The sequence below is a fragment of the Chitinophaga sp. NPDC101104 genome (assembly GCF_050277495.1).
Classification (GTDB): Bacteria; Bacteroidota; Bacteroidia; order Chitinophagales; family Chitinophagaceae; genus Chitinophaga.
Genome location: NZ_JBNNSF010000001.1, coordinates 4498597 through 4510923 on the forward strand (window position 1 = coordinate 4498597; position 12327 = coordinate 4510923).

Here is a 12327-nt window from a genome sequence, read left to right on the forward strand (position 1 = left end):
CCTCCCCGCCAAAAGTTGCAACCCGTTCCCCTCCCAACCCGGTTTTATCGACAAAGGGGCGGTTTCGTCGACTTAATCGCCGTATAGTACGAAAAAGTCCCGATCCCGGTATTGATAAAACCCGTTTCCCTTACCTGCTGAAAACCGGTCTGTTCGATAAATGCGGGCAGCAATCCGTTTACGTTGTCATTGGTAGTTTTGAACCCGTCCAGCAATTGGACCAGGTAAAAGGCCATTCTGGCGGATTTATTCCTTGCCCTGCCCCAGTCGCCGATAACCAGTCGCCCGCCCGGTTTCAACACCCTGAAAATTTCCTCCAGGCAGGCCAGTTTCGTTTCCCGGTCCAGTTGATGGAAAACCAATGCACTGAACACTTTGTCGAACGAGTTGTCTGCAAATGGAAAGGTTGCGCCGTCATATAGTTGCAGCGCAACGTCCAGTCCCAGTTTATTGAACTTATATTCCGCTATTGCTTTGATGGCAGGGTCGATATCGATTCCCGTCAGTGCCGTTTTATTGTTGCGCCGGTGTGCGAAAATGATGTTCTGTCCCGTGCCGAAGCCGAATTCCAATATCGCTTCTCCATCCCGGGGGGCCAGCTCGTCTACCAGCCTGCCCCTGAATTTTCGTTCGGGCATGGTCAGCTTGATGGCCAGGTCGTACCAACCCGTCAAAAAACCATATCCCAATGCCGGTATATATGTCTTTTTTTCTGCCATGACCTTGTGTTTCATGCCTTACTGATGGCCGTATTCGCCTTTCTGAACGGGATCAGGCCAACAATAACCGATGCCAGCAATATGATCGCGCAGCTCACCGGGCCGGGCTTTGCCGTCATGAGATAAACCACCCCGAACAGAATGGCGGTCCTCACCTGGAAAGAAAGCCACAACATCCGGGTGTTCCCGAACAATCCGGCCAGGTCCCCTTCTCCGCTTTTTATCATTTTTCTGGCTCTTTTCATCTTTCTTTCGGTGGTCAGTCCGCCTAAAAGCGCAATGAGAAAGAACCCCACCAGGCCCGCGATCACCCAGCTGGTGCCTTCCCAGACGGTGGCAGCCATGTAAGCGCCTGCAAGGAATGTCAGGGCGGCACCTATCCCTGCGATCAATAACTTCGCATACAGCAGCACCGCTTCTCTTGTCTGGTCAGGCCTGGTTGCGTTGCTGATCTTTGAGATGCAGACCCATTCAATGGCAAGACCTGCGAAAATCAGTATGACCCCCGAAATATGGAGGAAGAGCGCGAGATTATACAGCATATTCTATGTTATTTAGTGTGAGATGTTTTTCCCGCTCCGGCGATTATTGAACCGCCCCGGGAGCCTGTTGCAATAGGGCATGCAAATCCGTAACCACCCATCTCTCCTGCACTTTCCCATTCGAGACCCGGTAAATGGCAATGCCGTTCAATACGATGGACCTGCCTGTTGGGGCCATTCCATCGAACGGACCGTCATGCGTACCGAGCAAACGCCACCTGGTCACTACTTTTTCTCCTTCGGCTATTACATCGTCCAGTTCGTAACGGGCATCCGGCAATGCGGCCTTGATCTTCGCATAGAAGCCCTTGAACGTCTGTGGCCCCGCCGGCGTGCCTTTCGGCCAGTCGTGCGAAATGAAGTCTGCTGCAAGCAACGCATCCACCATCGCCATGTTCCAGTCCGCCAAAACTTCTTTATACAGTTTGTGGATGAGCGTTTTGTTGTCTATCAGGTTATCGTTCGTCATAAGAATTGGTTTATCGGCCATCTGCCCGTAATGAGGGATTGCAAGCGATTGATGTTACAAAATTAGACGAACGGTGAACGGGAAAATTGTACAATCCTGCTAACTTTTCATGGCGAACGAGGGGCGGACGCCAAACATTTTCCTGAAGGTTTTAATGAAGTGAGAGGAATCCGTAAATCCGGCAAAGTGGGCACTTTCGGTAAGGGAGCAACCGGTCTGGGATTTCGTTGCGGCGGTTTCGATTTTTTTCCAAAGGATGTATTGGCGGATGGAGATATTCATATCCTGTTTGAAGATATGCGCCAGCCGGCTTTCTGAAACGAACAATTTCCGGGCAAGCTCGTCGACGCTCCAATCGGCTTCGGTGATATGGTCGTGTATCAACCTGACACATTCGCTGGTGTATGTGCTGACCTTCTTATCGTCTTTCCTGTCAAATCCGGGAAGCGAAAACTGCCGGCCATTTTTATATTGGTTGATTTCTTCCGCATGCAACACCATGATGGATTTGTTATCGAGATCGTACAGACTGATAAGATGTTCGCCGGTGGTAGTGGTGGGATCGATAAAATAGATAAAAGCTTCACCATGCAGGCAATCGAAGGTATGCGGCGTGTTGGGCGCTATAATGGCTGCCTGGATGCCGTTGAAATGCTGGTTGCCGGAGGAAATATCCAGGTGGCCCGATATGGCGAAAGCCAGTTCCAGGGCGTAATGCGAATGCGATGCAGCGTAATAGTTCTTTTTGGAGAAGGAAACGATCCCGTCGTCTATGAAATGGATTGCCATGCGTGCCCGAAATGCTGTTGCTACTAAGATAACCCGAAATATGTATTCCATCAAAACAGGCCGGCGGGGGAAAGTCAGCAGGAATGTACAATTTTCCCGCCGCCCGGTCACCGAATTTTGCGGGAGAAGTTCCAAAAAATCAGCGTATGAAAATATTCATCATTGCGATCATGCTGGTAGCTACATTCCTGGCGAGCAAAGGCCAGGGACCACACTATGAGATGGTCGGGATTTACAAATCGACGATTAGCCGGGCATGTATCGTACTGTATAAGATCGATAGCCGGTACCGGGCCCGGGCGTATGAGGATTTTGCGGCTGTCAGGAAATATGTTTATACCGGGGCCCCGTTATCGAGGCTTCCCGGCGATAAGGCCCAGCTCGATTTTTCGGTGGATTATAGCGAAACGGCTTTTGAAAACCTGCATAATAAAGATGATATGATAAAGTTTTCCGTTCCCCCGAAAAGCAGGTACAACCAGGCGGTGCTGGATTTCTTCGCCCGGGCGGGTACGAGCTTTAAGCCCATGTAGCGGACGCCGTGCATACATTCTCAGTCCCAAATACGACGCAATGGATTGATTAATAACAATATATCGCGATGCGACCGGCATTTAGAATGCTGGCGGGTGAACGGTATTTTTGTGAATTATGCTTATAGAAATGAGAAAAGCCTGTAAACATATGTATTTACAGGCTTTTCGCCGTTGGGCTTTGAGCGGAGAGAGAGGGATTCGAACCCCCGGTACTCTTTCGAGTACACCTGATTTCGAGTCAGGTACATTCAACCAGCTCTGACATCTCTCCGGTTACTGCGAGTTTAACGAAATTCTGCTTTTTTTCCAAGCGGGGCGATTCCATTAATCCGGGCGCAAATGTAAATATCCCGACGGATTAAAAAAACTTTTTTAGGGAATTACTCGATTTTCGGCTTTTCGGGGGAAGATTATCCATTTTTCCACTGATCGTCCTGATCCTCCGTTGTTGCTTCATGCTTTCGCTATTATTTGTGCCTTCTATTCGTAATATTTCTTGGTGAAACCCTGGTGCTCTCAACTATGCAAAGACGGCCGCACCCCAAAAACAAAAATTCCCGATACATGATCGGGAAAAAAATGATGCGGAGGAAGAGGGATTCGAACCCCCGGACCTGTTACAGTCAACATCAACTTTCAAAGACAGCCGCACCCCCAAAAACAAAAATTCCCGATACATGACCGGGAAAAAATGATGCGGAGGAAGAGGGATTCGAACCCCCGGACCTGTTACAGTCAACATCAACTTTTCAAAGACGGCCGCACCCCAAAAACAAAAATTCCCGATTCATTGATCGGGAAAAAATGATGCGGAGGAAGAGGGATTCGAACCCCCGGACCTGTTACAGTCAACAGTTTTCAAGACTGCCGCAATCGACCGCTCTGCCATTCCTCCGCCGCAAAAGTAAAACTCCGGATGAATTAAACAAAAACTTTTTTGCGCAATCTCATTTTATCTCATCCTAAAACAATCCGGCCAACCGCGCAAACGGTTGACCGGACTGCATTTCAGGCACTCCGTTTATTCCGCGACAATCCTGTCGGCATCCGTTAATCGCCACGCATGATCGAAGAAACCCGCCATTTTAACGCCTTTCGCGCCGGAAAGCAGCATGCCGGCATCATAGATCATGTAGTCGGGAAACCCGCTCGCACCGGCGAAATACTGGTTCGCATACGCCGCCTTCATCCCCATGATACCCGTGCCGCCGATCACTGCTACCGACGCCCTCTCCGATCCCGGTAAGGGCCATACGAAGCTGGCGCTCATGCCCGGGCCCGTCCAGGTTTTGCCGCCGGCTGTGATGCTGTTGCGCTGCATTTGAATCGGCGCGCCCGACAGCAGCGTGTTCCAGGCTTTATTGGTGGTTTGGTTGCCGTAGAGGATAACGCCCCTGTCTGCATATTTTTGCAGTTCATATTCCTTGTCCGCAATAATGTCAATAGCGCCATTGCCGCGATAGTACCAGGTTTCGGCATCGTAACGGGCTTTATTGAAGCTCCATTCGTTCTCTTCCGGGGTGCCGCCGGTGCTGTAGACAAACACCATCCGGTGGTTGAAAGCATCTTTCAGCGTGCCGTAACGGTGAGGCCCTTTTTCCGTTTTCGAAGGCGCGGGCGCAGGCTGCCAGCCGGTTTCCGTTTGCAGGAGGAATAAGGGCTGCGCGGATGCGGTGTGTTGCAGTTCCGATCCATCCAGCTTCAGGGTGAGTTTTTTACCGGCGAATTCGGAAAGGTCGAGGCGGAGGAGGCGGACGTTCTCCGTTTGACCTTCGATGATACCCGCGGCCCGGTCGCGCTTCAGGCGGATGCGGCTGTAATGCAGCGCCTGTTTTTGTTGATAGATGGCCGCCCAGCGGTACGCTTCGGAAATCCCGGGATTGGCGGTGGTAAAGTCGATGACGTTGACGGCGGAATCCACCGGGCGGCGGCGCCAATGGAAGAAATCAAAGATCGGCTGCCAGTCTACGCTGATGTCCCCGAACCAATGTTCCCCGCCAGGATATTCGCAGTAACTGAAATCGGGATGGAATCTGGCCAGCACTTCGCGCATCTGGCGGGCATACGTCACGGGCACAACCCTGTCCGCATCTCCATGAAAAACATACACGCCCAGCGGCTTGTAATTCTCCGCCAGCCGGACCACGTCGCTCTGGTTGCCGGCGCGGAGCAGCATTTTCTCCATGGGGTCGTTGCTGCCGTCGGGCACGAGCCCGTCTGCCGAACCATATCCTTTCAGCGTGGGATATCCTGCGCTCGGCGCAATGGCGGCCCAGTTGTCGGGATAGGTAGCCCCCAGGAACCAGGTGCCATGGCCGCCCATGGAGTGCCCGGTCAGGTAGATGCGCTGCGGATCGGGCTCGAACGAGCGGCGGGCCAGGGCCAGCACTTCCAGCGCATCGATCCTCCCCCAGTCTTCCCAGTTGAAACCCCTCGGCCGGCGGTTCGTTGCGGCCACGAGCGTTCCCCAATCTTTCGACTGGTAAGCCCTCGCCTGTCCGATCGCTTCCACGCCCGCGCCGTGGACGGACAGGAACAGCGCCGATCCCTTCCGGAAACCGCCCGCCTCTGGCGCCACGGCGTAATATTGCAGGCTGCCGTCGATGGCGCTGATGAATGTATTACTATATTTTTCCGCCGGGGAAACGGCTTCTATCGTCACTTTGGCTTCGTCGAGCAGCCGGTCGCCCTCCAGCAGGGAAACCGTGCATACCACCTTCCCGGGAGCGGTCACGCCCGCAGGATCGAAGGTAAACGGCACTTTTCGCGAGGAATATTTCGGAACGGCGGGCACTTCGGTCAGCATCTCCCGTCCGCCGATAACGGCTTTCAACCGCAGTTTCCGCTTTTCCGCAGAAGCGCTGTTGATCACTACCAGCGCACCTTGCAATTGCGTATCGCCCCTCCCCGAAACGATCGACGGCAACGTGGCGTCTGCGGCCTGCAGCTGCACCGGCTTCCCGGGGAAACTGAGGCTGGCGGTGATCATCGTCCCGCGGACGTACAATTCGTTCAAGCCCTTTTTCAGTTGCACCGGAATGTAGAGCCACCCTGAGTTGTAGGGATCGCCGGTATGCGGTTCGCCGTTGATGTACAGCCCGCTGTTGCCGCGGATGTTCAGCAGCGCCGTCTGCGCCTTTTCGGACCGGTATGTCAGGTAAAAATACCCGCCCCGCCCGAAGCTGCCCCGCCCGCCGCCACGCCGGAAGAGGCGTTGGGCAGAATCCGCCGTAACGGCGCGCCAGGTAAGGGTATCGCTGAAAACATCACCGTCTTTCGGCGGCTTCAGATCGTTGGCATAGAGCCGGTATGCGAGGGCGTCGGAATAAATGGCTTCGCGGCCATACCGCTGCGGACTGGCCACAAACAGGGCGTCGCGGAAGGTGTACGTGTCCTGCGCCAGGGCAGGAACGAGCGCCAGCAGCAGGGCGCCCTGCAAAAGGAATGTGTAGATACGCGTCATCGGGAGCTAATTCATTGTTCGAAAACAATATACACATCGCCCGATAAAAGCGGAACTCATTTTGATGAAAGGCGGGAAGCGCCGTCAGGTCACGGAAGGCAATACCACCCTGATTTCCGTGCCCTCGTTCATCCGGCTTTCCACGATGATCTCACCCTTGTGCATCCGGATGATGGTATTGGTGAGCGGCAGCCCGATGCCGTAGCCTTCGAAGCTGCTCGTGTTGCTGGCACGGAAAAACGGCGAAAAAATGTAAGGCAGGTCTTGAGCGGGAATGCCGATCCCGTTGTCTTTCACGATGACGATATTCTTCGTGTCAGTTGCCGCGAGCGCCAGCGAAACAGGCTGGTTGCTGGAATATTTGATGGCATTGGTGACGATGTTGGTAATGGCCAGTTCCAGCAGCTGGAAGTTGCCGGTGATGCTCATTTTGTCTTCCTCTTCGGGGAACAGGCTGTAGTCGATGGACACGTGGTTGCCGGGGCTCAGCCTGTCCGTCATCTGTTTAACGGCGAACAGGAGCTCGTCTGTCCGGATGAGCTCCCAGTGCTGCTTTTTGCCGTCGAACCCCGTCTGCGCCAGTTGCAGGAGGCTGCGGGTGATGTGGTTGAGGCGCTCGGCTTCGGTGAGCATGCGGGAGATGGACGCCCGCAGGCTGTCTGCATCCCGGTTGCCGCGCAGGGCCAGTTCCGCTTCGCCGATAATGGCCGTGAGCGGGGTCCCCAGTTCGTGGGACGCGTTGCTCACGAAATTATTCTGCGTTTCGAAAGCCGTTTCCAGCCGGTCGAGCATATTGTTGAAAGTGCCCGCCAGCTCCCCCACTTCATCTTCGCCGGGCTCGGTGCTGACGCGGAGATGGAGGTTGTTGGAACTGATATTTTTCACCTGGTGCATGATGCGGTGCACCGGCGCCAGGATGTACTGCGAAAAGAAAACGCCGGCTCCCACGATGAGCGCGGTGGCTACCAGGAAGCAGATAACGAGGATTTTCCGGAGTTCGGCCATGTATTGGCTGCGGTATTCGTTGACGGCCGAAACCACCACCACACTTCGCCCGCCGCCGTGTGAGATGAGGATACCGGCATAAAAGCGTTCGTTGTAGCGATAGGTGTTCTGGCCCTGGCGCACCACTTCGTCGTAGAAATTGTGAGGAAGGTTGGGCTTCGCGGGCCTGACGAACCGCCCGGCCGCATAGGCGACGGGAATGATGTATTCCTCTTCGGAAGGGAGTTTTTCGAGATGGCGGTCGCGGATGATGTTGTAGGCCGTAGTGTCTGTGCCGTTGGGCGGATAGGCGGCGTTGGCGGTGACGTAGGCGCGGATTTCGAGGCGTTTGTAGAAGTCGCCGAAAGAATACCGGTTGGCCAGGTAATACACGAAAAAGCTCATCAGCAGGATGATGGAAAAGGTCAGCACCGAAAAGAGGAGCATGATTTTGTTACTGATCTTCATCGGCGAGGGTTTCTTTTAACATATATCCATGGCCAACGATGGTGTGGATCATTTCCGGTTCGGACTCCTTATTGATTTTTTTCCGGAGATAGTTGATGTACACGTCCACCACTTTGGTATTCATATTGAAATCGATGCCCCACACGTGTTCGAGGATTTCCGCACGGGATAAGACTTTCCGCGGATTGGAAAGCAGGTATTCGAGCAGGCGGTATTCGGTGGCGGTGAGGGTGAAGATGCGGTTGTTGCGGCTGGCCTGTCGGGTGTCTGTATTGAGCGCGAGATCGCCGAGGCGGAGGATGTTGGAGGGCTTTGCGGCCGGGGTAACGTTGCCGTTTTGCCGCCTAACCAGGGAGCGGATGCGGGCTTCCAGCTCCTGGAACTTGTAGGGTTTGGTGAGGTAATCGTCTGCCCCGGAATCGAGCCCCATCACCACATTATCGATCGTGGAAAGGGCGGTGAGCATGAGAATAGGGGTCCCGTTCTTCTCCGCACGGATCTGCCGGCATACTTCGATCCCGTTCATCCCCGGCAACATCACGTCGAGGATAATGAGCACGAATTCGCCGCTGCGCGACATCTCCAGCCCCAGGAGCCCGTCCGGCGCCACGCTCACCTCATATCCCGACTCCGTCAATCCCCGCGAAATCACCGACACTACCGCCGGCTCGTCTTCAACCAACAAAATTCTCATACTGCATGCATCTTGATCCTTTCAAAAATAAGGGCTGACAGCCGGAAAACCCGCGGTCCGCCGATATTCTTACCGGATTCTTACTTCCTGCTCAACACATTCTTACAAGTTTGCATCCACATCCTTAACCGGAATTTACCGGTCCCTAACCCCGCCCCGGTAGCTTTGCATTCAAAACGAACCGTATGCAACATGTCATGATTCCTACCGATCTCAGCATCCGCTCGCTGGGCTACCTTCATCACCTGGCTTCCCAAACCGAAAGCCCCGTACGCATCACCCTCATGCACGCGCTCCGCCTCCCGGATTCCCTACTCGATTGCTGGCCTTTCAGCCGCAGCCACCGCTACGTGCATGTGCCCGACGATTTCCGGGAAGCCTGCGAAGTGATGAAGAACCGCTATGCCCAGGTGTTTTCCCATATCGGCGTGGAGTTCTTCTACGGCACTACCGCCCCCGCGCTGCGCAATTTCATCCGGGCGCACGGCATCACCCGTATCGCCGTTCCCGACCAATTGCATTACCGCAACGCCGGCGAAAACAGCTATAACCCGGAAAGCCTTTTCCGGCATATGAAACTGCCCGTTTCCGCTCTCATAATGACGGCCCCCAGGCAAGTGGTCACCGCCCCGGCGTCCATTTCCGCCCTGCTCGGCGTCCAGGTTTGACTCACTTAAAAAAACTCGCGTATGTTACTGAAGAAAGGCATTCCGTTGGGGTACATCTTCGGAAAGATCAAATACGAAATCCTCGCCGTTACCGTGTACACGCTGATCATCAATATGCTGTACTATCAATACGGGCTGAAGGAAATTTCCATTCCGCTGGCGGTGCCGATGGTACTGGGCACCGTGTTGTCGCTGCTGCTCGCCTTCCGCTCCAACCAGGCGTACGACCGCTGGTGGGAAGCCCGCACGATCTGGGGCGCCATCGTCAACGATTCCCGGTCGCTGGCCCGGCAGATGATGTCTATCGTAGATGGCGACGATTCGGAAGAATTCCGCCATTTCCGGCAGCACTTCATCAAAAGGCAGATCGCCTGGAATTACGCACTGGGACAAAGCCTCCGGAAGAAAGACCCCCTGCGCGGACTGGAAAGGCTCCTCTCCCGCCGGGAACTGAACCTGTTGTTGCGGTACGACAATGTGCCGGCCGGCATCCTCCAGCTGCATAGCCGCGACGTCCGTTATGCCCTCCAGCAGGAATGGCTCAATCCCTACCAGCAGATCGAGCTGGACAGGACCCTCACGCGCCTGTGCGACGCCATGGGCAAATGCGAGCGCATCAAGAACACCGTTTTCCCCGCCACCTATTCACTGTATACGCATTTCGCCGTCATCTTCTTCATCCTCCTGCTGCCGTTCGCGCTCATCGATTCGCTGGGTATCGTGGAAGTGCCGCTGGTAGCCGCTATTTCGGCTTCATTCCTCCTGATCGAAAAAATGGCCATCAACCTGCAGGACCCTTTCGAGAACAAGCCTACGGATACACCGATGACCACCATCGCCCGGAAAGTGGAGCGCGACCTGCTGCAGATCGCCGAAGAAGATACCATGCCGGTAGACACGGAAGTGGCGCCGCAGGAAGAAACCGCGGATTACTACATCCTCTAAGCATGCAGTCATATACAGCAAAGCCCGGCGGGCATCTGCCTGCCGGTTCCCATCACCGCTTTTCATCCAAAAGCCGGGCAATTCCCGACAGGACGTGTTTTATAGGTTAGATAGATGTACGCAAGGAAGGTAGAAACAAAATCCGGCAGGCTTCGGCCTGCCGGTACTATTTGGTCCGGATCGAAATACTTTCAGCTATACAAAACCGATGAATGGACCCCATGCACAAAAAAACCGGCAGGATTTCTCCTGCCGGTACAACCTGATGTTCATGAAGAGCGATAGTCGCGGACAGTAAACAGCTGCCTTGTGCATTACTTCCTTACAACCTGTCTGTTGATTTGAGTAAGACAACTATCGACTGTCCGCAACTACCTATTGTGTTCAACTTTCAACTTTCCTTTATAAACTGTTAGTTTCCTTGAATCAGATAACCGCAGACAGTTGACAATCGTGATGTGCATTACTTCCTTTACCTGTCTGTTGAGTCGAAAAATCATCAACCATCCGCAGCTATCTTCTATATGGTCAACTGAGCGATAACCACTGACAGATGACAGTTGCCGGTGCATTACTTCCTTCCAACCTGTCTGTTGATTTGAATTCAACAACTATCATCTGCCTGCGGGATCGCCGTTATTGGTAGCCGCCGCCGAGCGACCGGTACAGGTCTACCATGGCGGTGAGGCGTTGGCGTTTGATGTCTGCCTGGGTCAGTTCCGCCTGGAGGCTGCTGCCTTGAGCGTTGATGACTTCCAGGTAATTGGCCAGGCCGCTGCGGAACAGCAGGCGGGCGTTGGACACGGCCTGCTGGGTGGTCTGGAAGCGGGAACCGGCGATGGTTTGCTGCTGCTGGAGTTTATCCAGCTGCACCAGCGCGTCGGTCACTTCCCGGACGGCAACGGTTACGGATTGTTTGAACCGGATAGCGGCCTGGTCGCGTTCGTTCTTCGCGATTTCCAGCTGGGTTTTCAGCCGGCGTTGCTGGAAGATCGGCTGGGCGATGTTGCCCGCTACCGTACCGAAGAGCGAATGCCCCTGGAACCATTTCCCGATTTCGTAGGCGTTGAGCCCGCCGTTGGCCGTGAGGCTGAGCGTGGGGTACATGGCCCCCTGCGCGGCGCCTACGTTGGCATTGGCGGCTTTGAGCCCCATTTCGGAGGCCTTCACGTCTGGCCTGTTGGCGATCACTTTGGCGGGAACGCCGGTCTGCAGGCTATCCCACACCTTATACCCGTCGAGCGAAGCGCTTCTGTTCACCGTGCCGGGCAGTTCGCCCATGAGGATGCGGATGGCGTTTTCCTGGATGGTGGCGGCCTGTTCCAGCTGCGGGATGAGCAGTTCTGCCTGTTGCTGTTGCGCTACGGCTTGCTGAACGGCCAGTTCGGTCACTTCGCCGGCCGTTTTCTGCATGCGGATCATTTGCACGATAGTGTCGCTCAATGCGGCGTTGCGTTTGGCGATATCGAGCTGTGCGTCGAGCATGAGGAGGTTGAAGTAGCTGTTGGCTACCTGGGCCACGATGCCGGTTTGCACGGCGCGGGCGGCTTCGAATGTCTGGAGGTATTGCGCCAGCGCGGCTTCCTTCTGCCGGCGGATCTTGCCCCAAACATCGATTTCCCAGGAAAGGCCGACGCCGAGTGTGTAATCCTCGATATGGTCGGTTTTCAGGAAGTTGTTGAGGCTAAGCCCGTTGAGGCTGTTTTTGGAAGGGAACGACGTGTTGGCCGCTGCGTTGGCGTTGATGGAAGGCAGCAGGGCCGCTTTCGCCTGTTTTACGTAGGAAGAGGCGGCTTCGATCCGTTTGAGCGCCAGCTGGAGGTCGAAGTTGCTCCGCAGTGCGTCAGTGATCAGGTTTTGCAATGCCGGGTCCGGGAAAAACTGCCTCCATTGCGCATCGGCAATGGTGCTGTCTGTTGCCGCGGCATTGCCGAACTGCGCCGGTACGGCCACTTCGGGCCGCTGAAAGTCTTTCCCGACTTTGCAGGCGGCAAACGAAGCTGCCGTGAGTATCGCTATTAAGTATTTTGAATATTGCGTCATAATTGCC

Annotated in this window: 11 protein-coding genes and 2 tRNA genes; 3 read left to right on the forward strand and 10 right to left on the reverse strand. The window is 54.7% G+C overall.

Translation table 11 applies throughout. The features are described from left to right. Positions 1-44: 44 nt before the first annotated feature. The 4 genes from ACQKLP_RS18140 to ACQKLP_RS18155 form a co-directional block, all read right to left on the reverse strand. A complete protein-coding gene (locus tag ACQKLP_RS18140; RefSeq protein WP_427324276.1) occupies positions 45-719 on the reverse strand; it encodes a class I SAM-dependent methyltransferase in 675 nt (224 codons plus the stop codon). Positions 720-730: 11 nt separating this feature from the next. After that, positions 731-1261, reverse strand: coding sequence for a hypothetical protein (locus ACQKLP_RS18145; RefSeq protein WP_427324277.1), 531 nt, complete (start codon positions 1259-1261; stop codon positions 731-733). Positions 1262-1304: 43 nt separating this feature from the next. Next, positions 1305-1730, reverse strand: coding sequence for an ester cyclase (locus ACQKLP_RS18150; protein ID WP_427324278.1), 426 nt, complete (start codon positions 1728-1730; stop codon positions 1305-1307). 99 nt (positions 1731-1829) lie between these two features. Next, a complete protein-coding gene (locus ACQKLP_RS18155) occupies positions 1830-2519 on the reverse strand; it encodes a helix-turn-helix transcriptional regulator (protein ID WP_427324279.1) in 690 nt (229 codons plus the stop codon). 146 nt (positions 2520-2665) lie between these two features. On the opposite strand from ACQKLP_RS18155, the gene ACQKLP_RS18160 reads away from it, so the two are divergent. After that, positions 2666-3052: a hypothetical protein gene (locus ACQKLP_RS18160; protein WP_427324281.1), complete on the forward strand. Its 387-nt coding sequence runs from the start codon at positions 2666-2668 to the stop codon at positions 3050-3052. 186 nt (positions 3053-3238) lie between these two features. Here the strand turns inward: ACQKLP_RS18160 and ACQKLP_RS18165 are convergent. From ACQKLP_RS18165 to ACQKLP_RS18185, 5 genes are all read right to left on the reverse strand, one after another. Continuing rightward, positions 3239-3326: transfer RNA gene (locus tag ACQKLP_RS18165), tRNA-Ser, on the reverse strand. A gap of 539 nt (positions 3327-3865) precedes the next feature. Beyond that, positions 3866-3950 (reverse strand) — tRNA-Ser (locus ACQKLP_RS18170). A gap of 126 nt (positions 3951-4076) precedes the next feature. Next, complete coding sequence (locus ACQKLP_RS18175) at positions 4077-6518, reverse strand: alpha/beta hydrolase-fold protein (protein WP_427324282.1); 2442 nt, start codon at positions 6516-6518, stop codon at positions 4077-4079. 84 nt (positions 6519-6602) lie between these two features. After that, positions 6603-7970 carry a sensor histidine kinase gene (locus ACQKLP_RS18180; protein WP_427324284.1) on the reverse strand — a complete coding sequence of 456 codons (1368 nt, stop codon included), beginning with the start codon at positions 7968-7970 and terminating at the stop codon, positions 6603-6605. Continuing rightward, the gene (locus tag ACQKLP_RS18185) at positions 7957-8664 is read right to left on the reverse strand and encodes a response regulator transcription factor (protein WP_427324285.1); all 708 of its coding nucleotides are present in this window, start codon (positions 8662-8664) and stop codon (positions 7957-7959) included. The genes ACQKLP_RS18180 and ACQKLP_RS18185 overlap by 14 nt, the downstream gene beginning before the upstream one ends. Positions 8665-8849: 185 nt before the next feature. Here ACQKLP_RS18185 and ACQKLP_RS18190 point away from each other — a divergent pair, with 185 nt between their 5' ends. After that, a complete protein-coding gene (locus ACQKLP_RS18190; RefSeq protein ID WP_427324286.1) occupies positions 8850-9332 on the forward strand; it encodes a hypothetical protein in 483 nt (160 codons plus the stop codon). A 21-nt stretch (positions 9333-9353) separates the two neighbouring features. Continuing rightward, complete coding sequence (locus tag ACQKLP_RS18195; RefSeq protein ID WP_427324288.1) at positions 9354-10277, forward strand: bestrophin family protein; 924 nt, start codon at positions 9354-9356, stop codon at positions 10275-10277. Between the two features lie 636 nt (positions 10278-10913). Here ACQKLP_RS18195 and ACQKLP_RS18200 read toward each other — a convergent pair. Next, a complete protein-coding gene (locus ACQKLP_RS18200) occupies positions 10914-12320 on the reverse strand; it encodes an efflux transporter outer membrane subunit (RefSeq protein WP_427324289.1) in 1407 nt (468 codons plus the stop codon). Between the last annotated feature and the right edge of the window lie 7 nt (positions 12321-12327).

Bases quoted from the DNA above. Each gene is read 5' to 3' on its own strand.
- ACQKLP_RS18140 (WP_427324276.1), bottom strand. From the start codon at position 719: ATGGCAGAAAAAAAGACATATATACCGGCATTGGGATATGGTTTTTTG.
- ACQKLP_RS18145 (WP_427324277.1), bottom strand. From the start codon at position 1,261: ATGCTGTATAATCTCGCGCTCTTCCTCCATATTTCGGGGGTCATACTG.
- ACQKLP_RS18150 (WP_427324278.1), bottom strand. From the start codon at position 1,730: ATGACGAACGATAACCTGATAGACAACAAAACGCTCATCCACAAACTG.
- ACQKLP_RS18155 (WP_427324279.1), bottom strand. From the start codon at position 2,519: ATGGCAATCCATTTCATAGACGACGGGATCGTTTCCTTCTCCAAAAAG.
- ACQKLP_RS18160 (WP_427324281.1), top strand. From the start codon at position 2,666: ATGAAAATATTCATCATTGCGATCATGCTGGTAGCTACATTCCTGGCG.
- ACQKLP_RS18175 (WP_427324282.1), bottom strand. From the start codon at position 6,518: ATGACGCGTATCTACACATTCCTTTTGCAGGGCGCCCTGCTGCTGGCG.
- ACQKLP_RS18180 (WP_427324284.1), bottom strand. From the start codon at position 7,970: ATGAAGATCAGTAACAAAATCATGCTCCTCTTTTCGGTGCTGACCTTT.
- ACQKLP_RS18185 (WP_427324285.1), bottom strand. From the start codon at position 8,664: ATGAGAATTTTGTTGGTTGAAGACGAGCCGGCGGTAGTGTCGGTGATT.
- ACQKLP_RS18190 (WP_427324286.1), top strand. From the start codon at position 8,850: ATGCAACATGTCATGATTCCTACCGATCTCAGCATCCGCTCGCTGGGC.
- ACQKLP_RS18195 (WP_427324288.1), top strand. From the start codon at position 9,354: ATGTTACTGAAGAAAGGCATTCCGTTGGGGTACATCTTCGGAAAGATC.
- ACQKLP_RS18200 (WP_427324289.1), bottom strand. From the start codon at position 12,320: ATGACGCAATATTCAAAATACTTAATAGCGATACTCACGGCAGCTTCG.